The 22394-nt window shown below is 34.6% G+C and carries 18 protein-coding genes; 10 read left to right on the top strand and 8 right to left on the bottom strand.

Annotated features, from left to right (window positions below):
• Positions 1-156 precede the first annotated feature (156 nt).
• The 3 genes from ABFR62_00445 to ABFR62_00455 form a co-directional block, all read right to left on the bottom strand.
• Positions 157-1194, bottom strand: a complete 1038-nt coding sequence (locus ABFR62_00445; GenBank protein MEN8136885.1) for a DUF1848 domain-containing protein — start codon at positions 1192-1194, stop codon at positions 157-159.
• A 261-nt stretch (positions 1195-1455) separates the two neighbouring features.
• Complete coding sequence (locus ABFR62_00450; GenBank protein MEN8136886.1) at positions 1456-1728, bottom strand: DUF4339 domain-containing protein; 273 nt, start codon at positions 1726-1728, stop codon at positions 1456-1458.
• Positions 1729-1730: 2 nt separating this feature from the next.
• Entirely contained in the window at positions 1731-2483 is a 753-nt protein-coding gene (locus tag ABFR62_00455) for a CDP-alcohol phosphatidyltransferase family protein (GenBank protein ID MEN8136887.1), read from the bottom strand.
• A gap of 200 nt (positions 2484-2683) precedes the next feature.
• Here ABFR62_00455 and ABFR62_00460 point away from each other — a divergent pair, with 200 nt between their 5' ends.
• The 4 genes from ABFR62_00460 to ABFR62_00475 all read left to right on the top strand — a co-directional run bounded on the left by ABFR62_00460 (position 2684) and on the right by ABFR62_00475 (position 5784).
• A complete protein-coding gene (locus tag ABFR62_00460) occupies positions 2684-3505 on the top strand; it encodes an inositol monophosphatase family protein (protein MEN8136888.1) in 822 nt (273 codons plus the stop codon).
• Between the two features lie 56 nt (positions 3506-3561).
• A complete protein-coding gene (locus tag ABFR62_00465; protein ID MEN8136889.1) occupies positions 3562-4221 on the top strand; it encodes an alpha/beta hydrolase in 660 nt (219 codons plus the stop codon).
• Between the two features lie 3 nt (positions 4222-4224).
• Positions 4225-4791: a dTDP-4-dehydrorhamnose 3,5-epimerase gene (gene rfbC, locus ABFR62_00470; protein MEN8136890.1), complete on the top strand. Its 567-nt coding sequence runs from the start codon at positions 4225-4227 to the stop codon at positions 4789-4791.
• Between the two features lie 78 nt (positions 4792-4869).
• The gene (locus ABFR62_00475) at positions 4870-5784 is read left to right on the top strand and encodes a lytic transglycosylase domain-containing protein (protein MEN8136891.1); all 915 of its coding nucleotides are present in this window, start codon (positions 4870-4872) and stop codon (positions 5782-5784) included.
• 117 nt (positions 5785-5901) lie between these two features.
• Here the strand turns inward: ABFR62_00475 and ABFR62_00480 are convergent, their stop codons facing one another.
• Positions 5902-7317 carry an L-serine ammonia-lyase gene (locus ABFR62_00480; protein ID MEN8136892.1) on the bottom strand — a complete coding sequence of 472 codons (1416 nt, stop codon included), beginning with the start codon at positions 7315-7317 and terminating at the stop codon, positions 5902-5904.
• Positions 7318-7342: 25 nt separating this feature from the next.
• Positions 7343-8035 (bottom strand): RNA pseudouridine synthase, encoded by a 693-nt coding sequence (locus tag ABFR62_00485; protein ID MEN8136893.1) that lies wholly within the window; start codon positions 8033-8035, stop codon positions 7343-7345.
• Between the two features lie 271 nt (positions 8036-8306).
• Here ABFR62_00485 and ABFR62_00490 point away from each other — a divergent pair, with 271 nt between their 5' ends.
• Complete coding sequence (locus ABFR62_00490) at positions 8307-9668, top strand: PhoH family protein (GenBank protein ID MEN8136894.1); 1362 nt, start codon at positions 8307-8309, stop codon at positions 9666-9668.
• Between the two features lie 291 nt (positions 9669-9959).
• Here the strand turns inward: ABFR62_00490 and ABFR62_00495 are convergent, their stop codons facing one another.
• A complete protein-coding gene (locus ABFR62_00495; GenBank protein MEN8136895.1) occupies positions 9960-10109 on the bottom strand; it encodes a PspC domain-containing protein in 150 nt (49 codons plus the stop codon).
• Positions 10110-10156: 47 nt separating this feature from the next.
• Positions 10157-12385, bottom strand: a complete 2229-nt coding sequence (locus tag ABFR62_00500) for a glycogen debranching protein (GenBank protein MEN8136896.1) — start codon at positions 12383-12385, stop codon at positions 10157-10159.
• A 142-nt stretch (positions 12386-12527) separates the two neighbouring features.
• Between ABFR62_00500 and ABFR62_00505 the strand changes: the two genes are divergently transcribed.
• Both ABFR62_00505 and ABFR62_00510 read left to right on the top strand, forming a co-directional pair.
• Positions 12528-13670, top strand: a complete 1143-nt coding sequence (locus tag ABFR62_00505; protein ID MEN8136897.1) for a cysteine desulfurase family protein — start codon at positions 12528-12530, stop codon at positions 13668-13670.
• A gap of 9 nt (positions 13671-13679) precedes the next feature.
• The gene (locus tag ABFR62_00510) at positions 13680-14474 is read left to right on the top strand and encodes a 5'-methylthioadenosine/adenosylhomocysteine nucleosidase (GenBank protein MEN8136898.1); all 795 of its coding nucleotides are present in this window, start codon (positions 13680-13682) and stop codon (positions 14472-14474) included.
• Positions 14475-14545: 71 nt separating this feature from the next.
• Here ABFR62_00510 and ABFR62_00515 read toward each other — a convergent pair whose 3' ends face one another.
• Entirely contained in the window at positions 14546-15139 is a 594-nt protein-coding gene (locus ABFR62_00515; protein MEN8136899.1) for a hypothetical protein, read from the bottom strand.
• Positions 15140-15627: 488 nt separating this feature from the next.
• On the opposite strand from ABFR62_00515, the gene sbcD reads away from it, so the two are divergent.
• From sbcD to ABFR62_00530, 3 genes are all read left to right on the top strand, one after another.
• Entirely contained in the window at positions 15628-16845 is a 1218-nt protein-coding gene (sbcD, locus tag ABFR62_00520; protein MEN8136900.1) for an exonuclease subunit SbcD, read from the top strand.
• Between the two features lie 4 nt (positions 16846-16849).
• Positions 16850-19915 carry an AAA family ATPase gene (locus ABFR62_00525; GenBank protein ID MEN8136901.1) on the top strand — a complete coding sequence of 1022 codons (3066 nt, stop codon included), beginning with the start codon at positions 16850-16852 and terminating at the stop codon, positions 19913-19915.
• 212 nt (positions 19916-20127) lie between these two features.
• A complete protein-coding gene (locus tag ABFR62_00530) occupies positions 20128-22341 on the top strand; it encodes a patatin-like phospholipase family protein (protein MEN8136902.1) in 2214 nt (737 codons plus the stop codon).
• Positions 22342-22394 lie beyond the last annotated feature (53 nt).

The raw sequence follows: 22394 nt of genomic DNA on the forward strand, positions 1-22394 counted from the left end.
TTTGTTTTATGATTTACAACGTATGAGTATAAAACACATCAGGTATTATAAGGGAGTCAGTTACATTATTTAAAAAATCAAACATAAATAATTCTATTTATTAAATAGATGATCCAAATCATATTACAGAATGAAAACAGAATAACAAACTCTTCTTCAAATTTTCAAAATACCTTCAGAATCACCAGTCATCAAGCTAAAATTTTTCTCCACCACCCTTAGCGAAGTATTTGCATAACAATAAACACATAAATGCCTGCATGTGTTATAGGCTCCTATATCCTTACTTACAATGCATCCGCATGCGGGTCTCTGCCCTTTGTCTTTAAGCTTAGGCTTAGGAGCAAAGAGTCCGGTCTTTTCGGGCTTATACCCCAGGAAGTTCATCAGTAGCTTATCGTCGGCAAAAAGCTCCGTCATCAGCTCATCGTCGATACATTTATTGTGTTTAATTCCGTATGCCGTCAGATCTATATCTTCGGCACAGGTGGCAGCTACTAAGCGGGGATTTATTTTATTCCATCCTGAAAGTATTTCACGCATGCCTTCGGCAAATTCTGTTTTTTGTTCAGGGCTAAACTCAGCATCGCCTATATTATCTTTAGTGTAGTAATCAGTGTTTCTGATTAAGTTATTCTGCACCTTTTTGTATTGCATAACATCGGCATAACTAAATACAAAGCTGTTTGTATAAGGCACCAATTCCCTGCCCAAATCCTCTACCCTGTTTAGCAGATCGGCCACCGATGTTTCCGGTGTTAAAATCAAAGGATCGAAACGCCAGATAACTTTCTCCTTCCCTACCCTTTCCGACAATTCTTTAAAAGTGGCCCTTCGTTTGGCAAGTTCAGGTATATCGGGTTCAAGATTTTCCTTTTCGTAATTATTGAGTGTATACTGAAAATAGTAGTTTATATTTTTCCGCTCTATCACATCGAGGTATTTAATAAGCGGAGCAGGATTTTTGGTCCAGAAAACAATAACTCTGGTATTTTTAAACGAAACATATTGGAGCTTCCTGTTAAAAGGGTTTTGCCAGGCTGCATAACCTTTCTCCAAACGCTTTATAAACCATTCGGCATGAAAGGCAGGAATATCGGTAGAGCGGCTTGCTGATATAATAAGTGGAGCAATCCCTTCCACTACACCCTTACTTTCGGTCTTTAATTTTATCTTTTCCCATGCCATTGCCATAATTTCAAAATTACTCCTTTTTAGAAATAATATGAAATCATGCCTATATTACAATTAAGACAGTTAAAGGATGATTCTTTAAAATCAAACCAATACAACTTCACCCCGCAAAACGGAATAAAGTCATATTATTAATTAAAAAATTCATGGATAGGTACTAGGCAAATCTCTCTGGATTTGTGCAGCAAACTTAGACAAATCGGCCTGTGAAAATCATGATGCTGATCATGATTAACAAATCAATAACAACCTGATATTACATCAGTTAATAAACACTTTATTTATTACAGTTGACAAGATAAGCAGCAGTAAAACCACAAATATTATTACCCAAATATAAAAAGGGGAAGTTCCTTTCTCTTTTTCACTTACCAGACCCTCAATATCGCCGGCATCGCACCACTCACACTTACTCTCCTCCCAAACCGGAGTATAGTCTTTTAGGTTTTTCTTTTGAAGTTGGGCAAAAGAGTAAGGACCTTTTTTCTTACTGTCTTTTGCATAGTAATATTGTGAAGGCTTTTTATTCCTCATTTCTATATCTTCATTAAATCGTCTACCACCGAAAGAAGAATATAAACTATGATAATATAAGGAATTGCCACTAACTGAAATACCGATATCAGAACTAATGATATAGCCACAAAAATCCACCTGATCTTATTATCCTGCCAGTTCCACACCTTAAATTTCATCGCAAAAAGTGGTAACTCAGCAACTAAAGCATATGACGCCAAAACAGTTATCAAATACAAAACCCACGGTGTGGCCACCATATTTTCTATCATTTCATCCTGCTTAAGCACAGAAATTAAAAAAATCGACAATACAAAAAGTGTAATTGCCGGTGTAGGCACTCCTATAAAGGAAGAAGTCTGACGTGTATCAATATTAAATTTAGCCAGGCGCAGGGCCGAAAACAAAGTGATCAAAAAACCCGGCAAAGCATATACTGTATCGCTATGCAACAAAATATTTAAGTTTTCATTAGAGTAGAAAACAACATCGGCTACATCGTTATTTGCGAGTTTTAACATTTCGAACATGGCCATTCCCGGTACCACACCAAAGGAAACCATATCGGCCAAAGAGTCCATCTGCTTTCCAAGTTCTCCGCTAACCCCAAGCAAGCGGGCTATCATCCCATCGAAAAAGTCGAAAAAAGCCCCCAGAAAAACAAAAGCCCCGGCCCATACGTAATATCCGTTTAAAATTAATAAAACGGCCATCAGGCCCGAAAATAAATTCCCTAAGGTTAAAATATTTGGTATATGTTTCTTCACTGACATTTCTCTTTTATCTTTTATCTTTTATCTTTCCTGCCTGACTGCGCCACGCAGGCAGGTATCTTTCCTCTTTCTTCTTTTATCTTTTATCTTTTATCTTAAAAATACAAATGTATGAAAAGAATCTCTACAAAAAATTTTGTTCTGAAAGCACAAATCCAAAACTTTGTAATTACTTTTACATATCATTAAATCATAAACCTATGAACTACAAAGAACTTTGCCACAAAGTAATAGGGATTGCTAAAGAAGCCGGCACCTTTATGAAAAAAGAACAGGAGAGCTTTTCCGAATCAAAAGTTGAAGAAAAAAGCATTAACTCTTTGGTTTCATACGTTGATAAAACGGCAGAGAAAATGATTGTTGAAGCCTTAACGCAATTCCTGCCCGAAGGCGGTTATATTGCCGAGGAAGGAACATCAGATAAAAAAGGAGAAACATATAACTGGATTATCGACCCTCTGGACGGCACTACAAACTATATTCACGGCTTGCCTACATACGCAGTTTCGATAGCTCTTATGAAAGACTCGAAAATGGTTCTTGGTGTAGTTTATGAAGTTGGAATGGATGAATGTTTCTATGCTTATGGCGATGGCAAAGCTTATCTTAACGGAAAAGAAATCAATGTAAAAAACAATCCTAAGTTGAAAGACTCATTAATTGCTACAGGATTTCCATACTACGATTTTAGCAGAAATACTGCTTTTTACAACACCCTGATGGCATTAACTTCGAAAACAAGGGGAATGAGAAGATTAGGTACTGCCGCCACAGATTTGGTTTATGTTGCATGCGGCAGGTTCGATGCTTTTTACGAATATAGCTTAAGTCCCTGGGATGTTGCAGCCGGATCATTTATAGTAGAACAGGCAGGCGGAAAAGTAACTGACTTTAACGGCGGAGATAACTGGTTGTTTGGAAAAGAAATTATCGCATCAAGCTCTTCTTTATATCCTGACTTTTCGAAGATAGTCATCGATGAATTTAACCAGGACTACAACAGTGGAGATATACTGCTTTAATGTATAATGATGAATTAATAATGATTAACTAATCGTTCTAAAAAAATAAATGCTTTTTGGAAACAAAAAATATATATCTCATAAGTGGAATGGGTGCCAATGAAAAAGTATTTGAGCGCCTCAACCTCGATGGTTACAACTTAAACTTTATTGATTGGATTATTCCTCACAAAAACGAAGCTATAGAAGACTACGCCAAAAGAATGTCAAAAAATATCGATACCCGCGGGGAAGTTATATTGATTGGTTTATCCTTTGGAGGTATCATGGTTCAGGAGATAGCTAAACTTATTGAAACAAATAAAATTGTAATAATATCATCGATAAAGAATAGGAACGAGCTTCCTGCACTTTACAAAATATCTTCAACACTAAAACTTCATAAGCTTATACCTTCATTTTTCTTTCATAATACAAAAATTTTAAGTAAATTATTGTTCGGAAAAAACAGTGAATCACTAATCAGAATTATGGAGCGTTTCTTTACGATGAGAGATATCAGATACAGCAAATGGGCAATGGATATTGTAGTAAACTGGAAAGAATCATCGCTTACAACAGACCTTTTACATATTCATGGAACAAAAGACACGGTATTTCCGGCTAAACATATCAATAATGCTATTTTTGTAGAAGACGGAACTCATTTAATGATCTTCAACAAGGCAACTACAGTGAGTAAACACATTTTAAACTTCCTGAAAAAACAAGATTAACAAATGCAAATAAAGAAAACACATATAGAAGGTTTATTAGAAATAACACCCAAGGTATTTGAAGACGACAGAGGCTATTTTTATGAGAGCTACAATAAACTGGCCTACATGAAAGAAGGTATTGACTACAACTTTATTCAGGACAACCAGTCTCTATCGCAAAAAGGTGTTCTTAGAGGATTACATTTTCAAAACCCTCCTTATGCACAGGGTAAACTGGTAAGGGTAATAAAAGGAGCCGTTATTGATGTTGCTGTTGATCTCAGAAAAAATTCACCTACTTACGGTAAATACCACAAAGTACTGTTAACCGAAGGCAACAAACGCATGTTCTGGATACCTCCCGGATTTGCACATGGTTTCCTCACTCTGGAAGATGATACCATATTTGCTTATAAAGTAACCAATATCTACCATAAGGAATCAGAAGCCTGCATAAAATGGGATGATTACGATTTAAATATTGAATGGGATATCCCGGAGGAAATCACACCAATAGTTTCTGAGAAAGACGAAGAAGGAGTATCTTTTAAAAATTACAAATCTGAATTTAATATAGTTATCAACTAAACGTGTTTATATATCAACAATTCTTGAAATAGAAAAAAATATTAACTTAATTGCAACCGAATTAATAAACGATAAGCCATGAAGAAGGTATTCAGTGTTGCAGCGATGGTGGTGTTGGCTTTTGCTGTAGGAAAATTATTTGTTTTCTCAGTTCCTGAGGAAAAAGAAAACGATGATACAAATCAAAAAAACATTAGCAACGAGTATAGGGTCTACGCTCTGAACTTACCTAAGGAAGCGTACTTTGCCGGTGAACAAACACCTCTGGACATTCCGGATGTAAAAGAACGTTTAGACAGGGAACTCTTAGTTAATACATATTGGCAATCGCAAGGATTACTTTTTTTCAAGCGTGCCAACAAATACTTCCCGACTATTGAAAAAATTCTAAAAGAAAAAGGCGTTCCTAATGATTTTAAATATCTGGCGCTAATTGAAAGTGGGCTTCAAAATGTAACATCACCTGCCGGAGCAAAAGGTTTTTGGCAATTGATGCCTAAGACAGCCCGGGAACAAGGATTGGAAGTTAATTCGAATGTTGACGAAAGGTATGATGTTAAAAAATCAACCGAGGTTGCCTGCGATTACCTTTTAAAAGCAAAGGAAAAATTTGGATCCTGGACTTTAGCTGCAGCATCCTACAATATGGGAATCTACGGTGTAAGCAAACAACTGAAAAGACAAAAAGTAGGCACCTATTACGATCTCCTGCTGGGAGAAGAAACAGGTCGTTATGTTTTTAGGATTTTGGCAATTAAAAAGATTTATGAAGATCCAAAAAAATACGGCTTTCATTTCAGAGAAAAAGACCTTTATACAATGCCCGAAACAAAGTTGATTGAGATTGATACTGCTATAAATAATCTGGCTGATTTTGCCATCACTCAGGGGGTTAACTATAAAGAGCTTAAAATGTATAACCCATGGCTAAGGGAAATTAATCTGAATAATAATTCCCGAAAAAAATACACTATAGAAATTCCGGTAGAATAATACCAATTTGAATTCAAAATGGTATAAAACGGATTTCATAAAATATAAATGCCGCAATAAAGATTTTATTGCGGCATTTATATTTTCAGACTAATCAGAGCTGATAAGCAATCAACATTAACAAGCCGGCAAACTCACCGGTACATTTACTGCCAATCCTCCCTCAGAAGTTTCTTTGTATTTTGAGTTCATATCCCTAGATGTTTCCCACATAGTTTTTATAACCTTATCCAAAGGAACTTTTGTTTCGGATGGCACTGTATTCAATGCCAATTGCGATGCGGTTATTGCCTTAATTGCCCCCATGGAGTTTCGTTCGATACACGGTATTTGCACCAAACCTCCAATCGGATCGCATGTTAAGCCCAAATGATGTTCCATGGCTATTTCTGCTGCTACCATTGCCTGCTCCGGACTTCCTCCCATTGCTTCTGTCAATGCTGCAGCTGCCATTGCCGAGGACACGCCTATCTCGGCCTGACATCCCCCCATAGCTGCCGAAATTGTAGCTCCTTTCTTAAATATACTCCCTATTTCGCCGGCAACTAAAAGAAACCTGACAATGTCACCATCTGTTGCATTCTTGTTTACTCCGGTTAAATAATACATCAAAACAGAAGGTATAACACCGGAAGAACCGTTGGTAGGAGAAGTAACTACCCTTCCCAATGCTGCATTTACTTCGTTTACGGCAATAGCAAATACACTTATCCAGTTGAAAATATTCTTATTATCGCTTTCCTTTTTCGAAATTGCATCCATCCACTCTTCTCTTGTGGAATATTTCTCTTTTCCTATAAGTGAATTAAACAGTACTGCCGCTCTTCGTGTAACATTAAGTCCTCCGGGCAAAGTTCCCTTAGTATGGCAGCCATCGTATACACAGTCCTGCATAACCGACCAAACTCTCAACAACTCCTTATAAACAACATCTTTTGACCGCCAGGTCAGCTCATTTCTCAATACGATCTCAGATATTGACTCATCATTATTATTACAATGATCCAATAAGTCCTGAGCTTCTTTTATAGGAAATGGCAATTCTCTTACTTCATCAACCTGCTTTTCATCCTCCTTTACAACGAAACCACCTCCGATTGAGTAAAAATAACTCTCGGAAGATTCTTTGTCATAATAAGCCGTGAATTTCATGCCATTAGGATGAAACTTTAGAAACTCCCTGTTAAATATAATATCCGTTTCAAAGTCAAACTCAATCTTCTTTCTCCCTCCCAGATTCAGTGTCTTTTCCTTTTTAATTTCATTTATTATATCCTCAATTTCATTTGTAGGAACAGTTTCCGGATCTTCTCCATTCAGTCCTAAAACCGTTGCCACATCAGTTGCATGCCCCCTACCTGTAAGCGATAAAGAACCGTAAAGCTCTACTTTGACTCTAGAAACTTTTAAGAAGATATATTCTGCCTCCAACTCCGCGATCCATCTTTCGGCAGCTCTCCAAGGCCCTAAAGTATGTGAACTAGAAGGTCCTACCCCTATCTTCAACATATCAAAAACACTAATACTCTCCATTACTAATATTAATATTATTAAAACTTCATTTAATACAGGCGTCCCAAACCGGATCTTGTGGTGTGGCCGCAATCAACGATATTATTTCCTTCTTCACAGGGTGAATAAACTCAATCTGTCGGGCGTGAAGGTGAACTGACAGATCCTTATTAGCTCTTTTGAAACCGTATTTAACATCTCCCTTTATCGGGAAACCTATTTTCGACAATTGACACCTAATTTGGTGATGCCTTCCGGTCTTTAAGTTAATTTCCAGAAGCTGATACTTATCCAACTCCCTTTCTATTTTATAATGTAAGATCGCTTCCTTGCTATTCGGAACTGCTTTATCGTTTGCATACGATTTATTCTGCTTTGGATTTCTAACCAAATAATGAATCAGTTCCCCTTCTTTATTCAGATGCCTTTTATCAACAATTGCCCAATATGTCTTTTTTATTTCGTGGTTTTGAAGCATTTTATTAAGACGGGTCAAAGCCTTATCAGTCCGCGCAAAAATAACAGCACCACTGGTAACCCTGTCAATTCTATGTACTACTCCCAAATAAACTTTCCCGGGCTTATCGTACTTATCCTTAATATACTCCTTAACAACATCGCTTAAAGGTTTATCGCCGGTTTTATCTCCCTGTACAATATCACCCGGACGTTTATTAACGACTACAATATGATTGTCTTCGTAAATCACCTGTAAGTTTTTCTTGTGACTCCTATGCATCTTCACATTTTCTTGCAAAGGTAGAACAAGAAGTGTTAGTTACAAACTGTAAGATACTAAGTTTTTAACGGGAGTAATAATTGCAAATTAATCAGAAGCATAAGCGATTAACCTTTCGTTGTGAGAAACAACTTTGTAATATAACAATTATTACCAATCGCTCCTTGAAAATAATTTAAAAAATAAGCTTAAGTTTTTAACCAATTCTTAATAAGTAATATTCGGAAATAAGAAGTCATTTTTATACTTTTAAAAAACTAACTAATCTCACATGCCTATGACACCATTAAGATCTAAAACAGCAATTGAACCTCATAAAATTTTCGTTCTCGATACCTCTGTAATTATTTTTGATCACGATTCTATTTTAAATTTTGAGGAAAATGATGTTGCTATACCAATTACAGTACTGGAAGAGTTAGATGAATTTAAGAAGGGTAGAGACACTAAAAACTATGCTGCCAGAGAGTTTATCCGATTTTTAGACAAAATTGCCGACACGCATTCACTACAAGAGTGGATAGATATTCCCGGTGAAGACAAAGGAGCCTTCAAAATAATAATGAACGGCAACAAATCTTCGGTTGATGCAAACGAAGTATACGCTGAAGAAAAAATGGATCACCGGATATTAAATGCAGCCCTCTCTCTTCAGGAACAGGAACCGGAAAAGAAAGTGATTTTGGTTTCAAAGGATATAAACCTAAGATTAAAGGCAAAAGCCCTGAACCTTCATGCCGAAGATTACGAAACAGGGAAAGTTCATGAGGTAGATAAATTATTGCATGGGGTACAAAAGGTTGTGGATGTAACCCATGATCAAATTGTTGTTCTTCACTCAAAAAAATATGTTGAAGAAGACCTGTTCCCCGAAATAGAAACCCCTCTGGCTAACGGATATTATATTTTTCAAAGTCCGGAAAGTTCTGCCTTAGCATACTTTAACCCATTTACTAAAAAATATGAAAAAGTGGACAAGAAGATGTGTTATGGAATAAAGCCTCACAACGCAGAACAAACCTTTGCTCTTCACGCATTACTTAAAGATGAGGTAAAACTGGTAGCTCTACAGGGAGTTGCGGGTACAGGAAAAACATTACTGGCACTTGCAGGTGCATTAGAACAGAGAAGAAATTTTAAACAGGTATATCTGGCAAGACCTATTGTTCCGCTTAGCAATAAAGACATTGGTTTTTTACCCGGCGATATTAAATCAAAGATCAATCCATACATGGAGCCTTTATGGGATAATTTAAAAGTTATTAAAAATCAATACGGCGAACATGACAAGGAGTTCAAGCAAATAAGTAATATGTTAGAAACAGAGAAATTAGTCATTGCTCCTCTGGCATATATTAGGGGAAGGAGTCTGGCTGAAGTTATTTTTATTGTTGACGAAGCTCAAAATCTGACTCCTCATGAAATTAAAACCATAATTACAAGAGCCGGAGAGAATGCCAAATTTATATTTACCGGAGATGTTAAACAGATAGACACTCCATATCTTGATGACAAATCTAATGGTTTATCTTATCTGGTTGATAAACTTTCGGGCAATGAACTTTTCGCTCATGTAGAATTAATAAAAGGTGAGCGTTCTGCACTTGCCAATCTGGCAAACGATCTTTTATAAAAATACCAAATAAACAATGAAATGCACTATATCTTTTTCGCCTAATCCATTTTTATTTCATTTAAAAATGCTTCCGTAGCTCTGCTATGCAATAATTTTTAAATTCGTAAAAAAGAATTATACTTCAAAGCTAACAGCGCATTCCATAATTTAATTGGTATAAAACCACATCAATACAATACCTATATAAAAAAGGGAGCAAATCATATCTGGCTCCCTTTTTTATTAATTCATAATCACCTGAAAAAAAATCAGGCAATCCGATTGTTTACTGACGTATTTGGAATAATATTATTTTGTAATAGCCTTAACTACCCACAAAATCAAATAAAGTACAACACCAGTACCATAAGCAAGTACTAAAACAGCAAAAATTATTCTAAATATTAGCGGATCTACATTAAATTTACTACCCAACCAATCGCATACTCCTAAAATCATATTCTATTCTTTAATTATTATGACACAACAAGGTACAAATTATTTACTTACTCAGCCAATACTATTTTAGCTGATTTCAACAGAGCTTTATTTATCTCTCTATTCATATTTTGATTGAAATCGTCGTACTGCAACTTTATCCTGTTATTTCCTTTTTCTAAATTAACTTCAATAACATTCGACCATCCAAATTCGCTCCAGTTATCTTCGCCTCTCTGCGGCATCACTACTGCAGCAATATATTCATCGTTTAAATAAAGTGATCTAAGCGCACATTTATTCTCAGTATTAATAGGTCCGCTTCCGTTTGCATATTCAAATGTCACAAAGTATTTTCCCTCTTTTAATACATTAAATTCTGTATAAATCTGATTGTTTTCTATCTGTGTCAAAACCAGTGACTCTACATCTTTAGCTGAAGTTTTTTCAAACTTCCCTACCGGGATAGTTACTGAAAATGAATTTTCAAATTCTACCGGCTCACTCAAAAACGACTCATTTCCAATTTTATCGATAGCCTTTACCTGATAACTTTCAAACGCCCCGTCAACTAATCGATTATACTGAGTATCGTCAGTTTGAATTTTCAACACTCCATTTCGATAAATTTGATATGAAATTGCATTCTCGGTTGCTTCCCACTTTAATATATCTCCCTCAACTTTCAACACAGGAGTTTCAGGAGAGAATTTATTCTCCACCAGATTGATCTTAGAATTCTGGTTCAATTGTCCGTTCATCACAATTTCAATATTGTGTTCTCCTTCAAGCGTAGCATCAACATAAGGATCCTGTTCTTCTCCATCAATCCTGAATGATGCAATTTTATTTCCAAAACCACTTATTTTAATATTTAAGATTGAGTTTCGGTACTTATAATTTTTCAACTCCAGGTTTCCTCCATAAGCTGAAGGTATCAAAGGATCAAAACTAATGGAGTTAGCGTTATATTCTATTCCAAAAAGAATCTTGTAATAGTTTGACAATTGTGCGGCTACAGACCATAACATATTATGGGAGTTCATAGCCTCCACATCTGTTTGCTCCCAGTCTCCGGTTTCTGCAACATAATTTTCATAGTTTGTAAGAAATAAACCCGCCGACCTGAATAGTGATGCCATCCCAAATTCAACGGCCTTTTCATTATGAACTTTCTTTGCAGCCAAATTCCAATACCCTTGAACAAAAGGCCAAATTCCATTATTATGATAAGGATGAATATTCGGAATTTGAGGATAAAAAACAGGTGTTCCCCATTTTACAACAGGAAAACTTTCGATCATTTTTTTAGCTCTTTCGTCAGAAGCTATCCCAAAACGAACCATGTGCGATGCACCTAAAGCTTCTGCTTTCGGCGATAAGCTCAAGTAATTTCTACCATAAAGAAAATTTCCGTAATAGCCTTTAGATTCAATCCAGAATTGATCATTAAGAGCCTTTTTTATATTCCTGGCCAACACCTCATATTCGCCGGCATCCTCACCCAACAGATGACTTATTTCGCTCAACACCATTAAAGCACGATAATGCACTGCAATCGTACCTAAATTCTCGGAATTATAAATATCAACCGGCTGCATCCAGCGCGGATATGATTGCTCCCTCCAATCAATAAACGAAGACTCTCCCTTTGTTAATCCGTCTTTTGTGAAAGCAACTTTTATATCGTCATCTAATGAGTTTTTTATAATAATATAAATCTGATTTAGCCATTCTCTGTCTCCGGTAATTTTATAAAGATGCCATGCTGCCGGAGCCCAAATCATTCTGTCGGTTGACACAGGCCAGGCTCCACCTGTTCCGGTATCCTGAATTATTCTATTGTCATCAACTTTTTTTAGAAGACCTTTTTTCACTACTTCCGGATGAGTAACAGATAAACTCAACATTGATGCATAACTCAAATCACGGGTCCATACTCCTCCCCATTTTGCTCCTGTATCAAAATAACCATCAGAGGTAACCAGGTTTTCAGACTCTTCCAAAGCCATATTATATAAAGCATTCAACAGTCGTGAATCTGATGAAAATTGAGGGAACTTTGATATATCTCTTTTTAATTTCCATGTCATGGATGTATCAATTCCAACCTTCGAAAGCACCTGATAATCAGACCTGATCTCAATATCAGAAATTGCTTCTGCTTCAAATTCTCCTTGATGTACAAAATCTTTACCAACAGTGTAATCGTCCGACTGATACAGTACCTCATTACTGTCTATTTCGCAGGAAGTGAACATTCCTATCAGACCTAACACATAAACTATTTTCCTCATTTCAGTTTTTATTAGTTACTTACACAAAAATACTATTCATTCTACTACTTTTGCAATCAATATTAAATAATAACACCAAATGAGCATTATAAATTTATTTAACACTCATTTGAAATTACAATTGGTATAAACTTCAGATCAGATGATATATTTAGACAATGCTTCTACAACAAAACTAAATAACAAGGTGTTAAATACAATGACCAAGGCTTTGGAGGAGATTTATGGCAACCCTTCATCAACCCATTCTTTAGGCAGAAAAGCAAAAGTTGCAGTAGAATCGGCGCGAAATTCAATATCAAAGATTCTAAATTGTAAAGCGAAAGAAATAATTTTCACATCCGGAGCAACCGAGGCAAACAATGCTATTATTTTTAATGCAGTCAACACCCTAAATGTTGAACGTATAATTTCTTCACCTATAGAACATCACTCTGTATTTGATACAATAAAAAAGATTGAAAACGATAATCTGGCAGAAGTTCACTGGCTGACAATTAATGAAAAAGGAAATTTTGATTTTGATGAGCTGGAGGGACTTTTAAAAGAGGACAAAAAGACTTTCGTTAGTCTTATGCATGTAAACAACGAAATCGGCAATATTACCGACATAGAAAAAGTGGGGAATTTATGCCGAAACTATAATGCAGTTTTCCACTCTGATACTGTTCAGGGCATAACTCACCTCAACTATGATCTTGAAAAGCTCCCTGTTGACTTCATCTGCGCCAGTGCACATAAGTATGGAGGACCAAAAGGGGTAGGTTTAATATTCAAACGTGATGGTGTAAAATTTTCGAAACAAATTTACGGAGGCGAACAGGAAAGAGACTTTAGAGCAGGTACCGAAAATATTCACGGAATTATTGCCATGCAAAAAGCTATAGAAATTGCCTTTAGCGAAAAAGAAAAGATTAACAATCATATTAGCAATCTAAAAAAACACCTGATAACATCGCTAAAAAAAGAAATTCAGGGCATTAAATTTAATGGCCTGTCGGACAATCCTGAAGAAAGCATTCCAACTATTTTGAATATAAAATTACCTCTTTCAAAACCGGGCAAGATGATTGTTTTTCAATTTGATTTAAAAGGAGTTGCCATTTCTGAGGGAAGTGCCTGCTCTTCGGGCGGAAGTTTAGGTTCGCACGTACTCAGGGAATTGCACAGCGACCCGGCAAACCCGGGAAGCAACATCAGAATCTCCTTTGGACCTGAAAACACACTTGAGGAGGTAGACTTATTTACAAAAATTCTCAAAGAAATTATCTCAACATCAAAATAATCCACATCTATGATAAATAACAAGAAATACATACTGGTCTTCCTTCTTGGAGCATTAACATTTTGGGCCTATAACAAGTTTGCCTTCCCAAAAGTAGAGCAAAAAATAAGACCCCAAATTTCAACAACTGGAATAATAGGAGCAATGGATGAAGAAGTAAACATCCTAAAAGATTCGATGCAGGTAGATACTGTTATCCAAAAAGCCGGGATGGACTTTTATAAAGGAAAAATAAACTCTAAACAGATTATTGTAGTAAAAAGCGGTATAGGTAAGGTTAATGCGGCAATAGCTACTCAACTACTTATTGATAATTTTAGCGTAAGCAACATTATAAATACGGGGGTAGCAGGAGGATTAAATGACACGCTAAATATTGCTGACATTGTAATAGCCAAATCACTGCGTTACCACGATTTTGATGTAAGCAGTTTTGGATATAAAATCGGAAAAATTCCAAGGATGGACACCTCTGTATTTTACTCCGATAGAATGATGATGGCTAATATTCTTAAAAACGGAAGAGGCTTAAAATATAGAATTGGCTATGGAGACATTTCTTCCGGCGATCAGTTCATTGCAAACGAAATACAAAAGAATGAAATAGTAAATTTATTCAACTCCGATGCAGTAGAAATGGAATCAGCGGCGATAGCACATGTGTGCTACCTCAACAATATCCCTTTTGTAATAGTTAGATCTATATCCGATAAAGCTAATGGCGAGGCACCTGCCAACTACAGTAAGTTTGAAAATGAAGCCGCAATAAAGTCAGCCACGCTTATTTTGAAGTCGATTAATTAAGCTTTAATTTAACGACAAAAAAAACTCGAAGCACTATCACTTCGAGTTTTTTTATTAATATTTTTTACATCCTACAATTTGCCAAGCTTCATTTTGGCATCATGCAACTCTCTGTTAAGCTTAGTAAACCTTTCGAGATTATTTTTCTTATGTGCATCAAATTCTTTTTCAAGATCTTCGAACTTATCTTTAGCTTCTCTGGTAATTTGATAGCTTTGTTTGTAAAGGAAGAAAAATACTCCGACTAATATCAATAATACGATCGCAGTCACATACATAATAGTCGCAAAACTTCCCTTCGATATTTGCAAGCCCATTGTAGAAAAACTATCCTCCCGTGTTAAACTTTCATCAAGATTCCCCTGAGTGCTTTTCAGGTCAGCATTTAAGCTTGTAATTGTTGTTTCAAGGTTAGATATAGTTTCTCTATCACTTACAATTGTATTCTCCAAATTACTGATTGTATCATTTAAAGCTTTATAAAACTCATTAATTTGATATTCCTTGAAAAACAAATAACCATCCCATAAATTAAGGTTCTTCTTAAATACAGAAAACTGTTCTTCAATTTTTACCTCCTTCTTCCATGCATTAATATCTTTTTTTGCGAAAGCCGATATTGATAATGTCATCATTATCAAAACAAATGCTGCTACTCTTCTCATCTTTTAATCTATATAAATTTGTTTTTCATTTATCCAATATTACCTTGTCATTTGCACCATCTATCAAAGACCATAATTCAAGGTATTATCTTTTGTATTCCGTATTTGCGAAATTAATTAACAATTACAGTACTTACAAATATTTACATAATAAGTTAGTCCCTAACAGTAAAATTATCTATACCTCTACTATTCAGGTACTTACATCCACTATGTCTTCGTATTTTCACCAACAAATTGTTAACACTATAATAAATGTAATATTTATATTTCAACAATTATCAATTTTTATAGCACAATATTAAAATTTAACAACTAATCAAACAATAAATAGGTCAGCTTTAGTATTATCAGAGTCGAATTATGTTGATAAACAATCCGGAAAAAGCTAATACTTATCAAACAATTGTTTTAAATTTTGACTTCGATTTTATCATTCAATTTCTGAACTGAAATCTTTAAAAATCACAGTATAAAGAAAATTAGCAATGCGTATACTACATACATCTGACTGGCATTTAGGAAAAAAACTGGAACGTTTTTCCAGACTAGAAGAACAAATATCCGTAATGGAGGAAATTTGTGATATTGCTAATTCAGAAGAAACGGATGCCATAATTGTTGCAGGAGATGTTTTCGACACCTTTAACCCTCCCGTTGAGGCTGTAGAACTTTTCTACAGAACCCTACGCAAACTTTCTAACAACGGAAAGCGACCTGTCGTTGTTATTGCCGGCAATCATGATTCTGCCGACAGAATAGAAGCACCGGATCCGCTGGCACGTGAATTAGGGATAATTTTTGTTGGATACCCGAATTCAAAAATAAATACATTTGAACTGGATAGCGGATTAAAACTAATTAATTCGGACAAAGGATTTTTAGAGTTTCTTCTTCCAAACTCTGAACTTTTAAGGATATTAACTACCCCGTATGCAAACGAGCAACGTTTAAGAAGCTTTTTGGGAGTTGAAGATTCCGAAGATGAACTAAGAAATATTTTGGAAGAGAACTGGAAAGAAACGGCAGAAAAATACTGCGATTCTAAAGGTGTAAATATTCTAACTGCCCACTTATTTTTCACAAAAAAAGGAAGTAAAATCCAAAATGAACCAGATGATGAAAAACCGATCTTACATATCGGCGGAGCACAGGCGATATACAGCAATTCCATTCCGAAAGAAATTCAATATACTGCCTTAGGCCATCTTCACCGCAAACAGATTGTAGACGATACTGTTTCGCCTGTAGTTTATTGCGGAACTCCAATAGCCTACAGCTTTGGAGAAAGCAATCAGGATAAATTTGTAGCCGTTTTAGATATCAAAGCAAATGAAAAAGCCATTATAAATTTTGTAGAATTAAAAAATGGAAAAAAACTATTAAGGAAGGTCTTCAATGATTTGGAGGTTGCAAGAGAATGGTTAACAGAAAATAAAAATGCTCTGGTTGAAATAACTTTAGAGATGGATAATTTCATGACAGCCGATGAAAAAAAATCTCTTTTTGATATTCATGACGGGATAGTGAATATAATTCCAAAAATCAATAAAAAAGATGGAGATACGGACTCTGAATCTAAGTCCATAAACATCCAGGATGACCTGCCCAGCCTGTTTAAAAAATATTTTTCATCTAAAAATGGAGGCCAGGAACCTAATGAAGAGTTGATGGAACTATTCAACGAAGTTATTTCTAAAAACTAAGCCCATGATACCATTAAAATTAAAAATCAAAGGTATATATTCATACATCGAAGAGCAGACTATCGATTTCAGCAATCTTACGGACAGCTCTCTATTTGGAATTTTTGGAGCGGTAGGAAGCGGAAAATCTACCGTTCTTGAAGCAATTACATTTGCTCTTTACGGAGATACCGAACGACTCAACAGCAGAGATTCCAGGGCCTACAACATGATGAATTTAAAATCGAACGAATTACTTATAGATTTTGAATTTTATACTGATACCAGGGATAAAAAATACCGATTTATAGTAAAAGGGAAGAGAAACAGGAATAACTTCAATGATGTTAAAACATTCGAAAGAAGCTCTCTGGAATCAACAGGTGATGGAAGTTGGCTTCCCACAGAAAAATCAGCAACAGATATAATAGGATTAAGCTATAAAAACTTTAAACGAACTATAATTATTCCGCAAGGTAAGTTTAAGGAATTTCTGGAGCTAACTGCAAAAGACCGAACAGAAATGCTCAACGAAATCTTTCATCTCCAAAGATTTGATCTGGCGCCAAAACTGGGCTCTATAAAAAATAAAAACGAGGAGAGCTTAAATATCCTAAGCGGAGAAATGAAGCAATATGAAGGTAAAAACCCGGAGGTATTAAAAAATCTTGAATCAGATAAAGCTTTATTGACAAAAAAAGAATTAACAGCAAACGAGGAAATTAAAAAGCTTAGGGATAATATTTCAGAGCAAAACAAACTAAAAGAACTATTTGAAAGCCTGTCTGCGGCAGAATCAAAACTCGGCAAACTAGACAATCTAAAAGGTGATTTCGAAAAAAGAAAAACAGAATTAACCAACTATAGTTATTGCAGAATCAATTTTTCGGAATTATTAAATACCGAATACCGCATTGAAAAAGAGATTAAACATAGCACTGATAAACTGTCATTATTAAAAAATTCTCTTGAAAAGAACGAAGAGAATAAAAATGAACTGGCATCCGAATTGAAATTAGTTCAAAAAATATATGACAAAAAAGATGAGCTAACCAAAGAAGCTGAGGAACTGGAAATAATTATCTCTATCAGAAACTCTATTGCTGATAATGAAATTCTATCAAAAAGGATAGAAAAAGGCAATCGAATAATTGTTCAGGAAAAATCAGAATCAAATGAAAATCAAAAAATATTAGTTGAGAAAAAGTCAGAACTAAAAAAACTCAAAGAAGATCTTCCAAATATTTCTATTCTACATAATGTAAAGAATCACCTAATAAAACAGAACAATTTAGAGAATCAGTTAAAAGACATCAATACCGAAATAAATAAAAGCACTAATGAAATATCATCGATAAAAAATCAGATAAAAACCGATATTGAAGAGAAACACTTTTCAGAGTCAATATCAGAGATAAGAAAAAAAACAGATGATGAAATAGATTTTCTAAAAAGTAAACGAATTGAGCTGAATGAAAAACAGAATCATACTTTAGCTCAGGAAAAATTAAAAAATTGGGCAGACGATTTAGTTGACGGTACTCCATGTCCCGTATGTGGTTCTGAACATCATCCTCACATCTTAAACATATCAGACTTACAAAATGAAATATCCGAAATAAAGAAGAAGGATGAATATTTGGAAAAAACACTGTCGAAACTTAATAAGCAAAATTCAATATTAGACATAATAGAACACAAACTTTCAGCTTCAAAAGAACTACTTTCGGATAATACCTCGAAAAAAATAATAGTAGAAAAAGAAATTTCTGCACATAACAACTCTTTCCAATGGGAACAATTTAAAGATATATCTTTAGAAAAAACAGACAGACTAATATCTGATACAGAAAAGCTCAGTCAACAAATTAATAATTTAGAAGAAAGTATCGCTCTTATCGAAAATAAATCATTAAAGCTACGAGAGAGTATTGACAGAAATTCTGAAGGAGTGCAAAAGCTAAAAAATAAACTAATTGCAGATGAAGCAACTATAGAAAGCAAAAAAGGTGCATTGAAAAGATTATCGCTAAAACAAGTTGAAAATGAAGATAATAATTCATTGACAAAGTCTGCTAGTCAAAATATGGAAACTGTAAAAAAAGCAGAAATCGATTTTGAGAGAATATCTAAAGAAACAACCTCTATAATAACAGTAATTGCGGAGATAAAAGGTCAGGAAAAAGAAATTACAGAAAAACTAAAAACTCTCGATGAATCAATTTTGGATGCTAAAAATCTATTAAGTAATTCATTGGCTAAATCTGAATACAGTTCATTAGAAGTTGTAAAAAGAATTCTCTCAAAAAAAATAGATGAGCAGGATGAATCTAAAATTATTTCAGATTTTGAACTAAATCTAAAATTAGCCGCAGAAGAATTAAACAAACTTAAGAAGATAAGCGAGGGTAAAATTTTCGATGCGAATTTATATTCTAAAACTAAAGAAGAACTTTCGCATAAAGAGGCGGAATTAAAAAAACTAACTACTCAAATTGGTGTACTTCAGGGTGAAATATCAAAACTAACAGGCGATCTGGAAAAGAAGAATATTCTTGAAAAGGAAAATGAGAGTCTTTTGAAACGAAAAGACAACATCAATATTTTATCTAAATTATTTAAAAGTAAAGGCTTTGTAAATTACATTTCAACCGTCTATTTGCACAACTTAAGCGAAGCGGCAAACAACAGGTTCTTTAAAATGACAAAGCAACAACTTCAACTTGAAATTACGGATAGTAATGAATTTCAAATTCGCGATCTGTTAAACGAAGGAAAAACAAGAAACATTAAAACTTTATCAGGCGGACAGATGTTTCAGGCATCACTTTCTCTGGCTCTGGCTCTGGCCGACAGTGTTCAGTCGCAGGTAAAAGCTGATAATAAATTTTTCTTTCTCGATGAAGGTTTTGGTTCCTTAGATGATGAATCTCTTCACATAGTTTTTGAAGCATTAAAATCGCTTAAAAACGAGAACAGGATTGTAGGAATAATTTCACACGTTGAAAGTCTGAAGCAGGAAATTGACATTCACCTTCAAGTTAATAAAGATGATGAAACAGGCAGTATAATTAGACATTCATGGGAATAACAATAAATTCAACTTAGATTTATTAACTGAATTCAGCCTCATTTTATCACAAATAAAATGAGGTGATTTTTTTAAAAGAAAAGAGTATTAATTCGTAACTTTAGTAACAAACCAAAATCATAACACTTAAGTTACACGCTATCTTCAACTTTCTAAAAAGAATATACTATGAAATAATGAGCTTTTTCCCGGTAAAGCTCTTACTTATCCAGATGCGGACAAATTTGTTTCTGCTTGCTTTTTGGGCTATTATCATTGCATTTATTACAGGTGATCTTGCAAGAGTATACGGCCTTCAATTTCTGTTTGTAGCCCCGGAATACTTTAACAATGTAAACTTTTGGTCATTCTTTCTTGTAGGGATCTTTTTTGGACTGTTTACGATGGCTTTTCATGTAACTTCGTATGTTTACCTCAGTAAACATTTCCCTTTTTTAGCTACACTCGACAAGCCTCTTTTAAAATTCTCAATCAATAACTCCCTCCCACCGACAATAGCATTTTCGGTATATTTCTATTCTACATTCAGGTTTTTATACTTAGTAGAAAACATGCCAATCAAAGAGATATTTATACTATTCCTTGGATTCACCTTAGGGGTAATATTAATTATATCATTGATGTTTACCTATTTCTTCTCTACAAATAAAAATGTATTAGACCTCTTTGGAGATAAATTAGGAACAAGAATAAAAAAGACCATAGACAAACCTCTTAATGTACTTCTTAAAAAAGAGAAAAGCATAAAGAAACTTTCTAAAGACAGTCAAAATATTAAATACTACTTAAAAACACCTTTTAAAATAAAACTTGTCAGACCCACAAAACATTACGACAAAAAAATGCTTCTTAATGTACTCCAACAGCATCACTATAACGGTGGTCTGTTGATGATGGCCATTATATTGCTAATGTTTATTTTAGGGATATTTTCAAATCAGACTTTCTTAAAAATACCTGCAGCAGCAACTGTTTTGCTAATTTTTTCGCTTTATATAATGATTATTGGAGTTCTTCAAACATGGTTCAAAAAATGGACCTTTACTGCTACTGTTATTATCCTCTTAGCCTTTAATTATTATTCACCGGTATTTATAAAATCCAACCAGAGTAAGGCCTATGGCCTCAATTATAAAACATCTGCAGAATACAACGCATTAAACTTTAATAAGATCTCGAACGACTCCATATTCAGACATGATTACATTATCGGTTTAGAAACCCTAAAAAAATGGAAGAAGAAGAATGCTACAATTGTAGGCGACAAACCAAAACTGGTATTTATAAATACCAGCGGGGGTGGACAAAGATCTGCATTATGGACATTTAATGTTTTAAATAAGCTGGACTCTGTCTGTAACTTTAATATAATGAAGCACACTCACCTCATCACAGGAGCTTCAGGTGGAATGCTGGGAGCATCTTATTACAGACAACTATACCTTTTTGGAAGTAATGATGAAATTTCCAAAAACTTTTATACTTATTACGACAGACTTGGCAAGGATGTTCTTAATCCAGTAATGTTTACTTATGTGGTAAACGACCTGTTTTTCCCTTTTAAAAAATTTAAATACAACAACATAGAATACATAAGCGACAGAGGTACTGCTCTGGAAAACCAGATCAACAAAAACACCGATTTTTCATTGGAAACACCGATTAAAAAACTTATCAACCCTGAGTTAAACAGCAAAATTCCAATGATGATTTTCTCCCCTACCATTATTAATGATGGCAGAAAACTATTAATATCGCCAAGTCCTATTTCATATTTAACGTATAACAAATCAGTTGAAAACCAAAATCGCCAGGTAAATGAATATGATGCTGTTGAATTCTCAAGATTGTTTGAGGACCAAAAGGCAGAAGATTTACGTCTTTTATCAGCATTGAGAATAAGTGCTTCATTTCCTTATATCAGCCCCATGGTAGTATTACCTTCTACTCCGAAAATTTCCCTAATCGATGCAGGGGTACGCGATAACCTTGGCTTTGAGCTTACATTACGCTTCATGGACAGATATCATGAATGGATTAGAAACAACACCTCAGGTGTAATAATAATCCAGGTTAAAGCAGACAAAGCATCTACAATAGAAATTGAAAATAAAAAATACAGTATAAGTAATTCTCTTTTTGAACCAATTACGGGGGTAGTTAAAAGTTTTTCTACAATTCAGATCTACAATCAAAATCAACTTCGCCAATATTCATTTTCCAACTTCGATTTCGACGTTGATATGATTGCATTCAGTCTATTTGAAGATATAGAGAGAGTATCACTTTCATGGCATCTTACGTCAATAGAAAAAGGGGAAATATTAAAGGCTAAATCATCTGTCAGTAACAGAATAGCCTTTTTAAAATTTAGAAAATTATTGGGATTATCAAATGATGACATCACCTCGGACATAGAGGATTAGGGTGCTTAATACCAGTTATAAATTAAAATTTACCGGAAAGAAAATTTAAATCA

This window comes from Bacteroidota bacterium (assembly GCA_039714315.1).
Classification (GTDB): Bacteria; Bacteroidota; Bacteroidia; order Flavobacteriales; family JADGDT01; genus JADGDT01.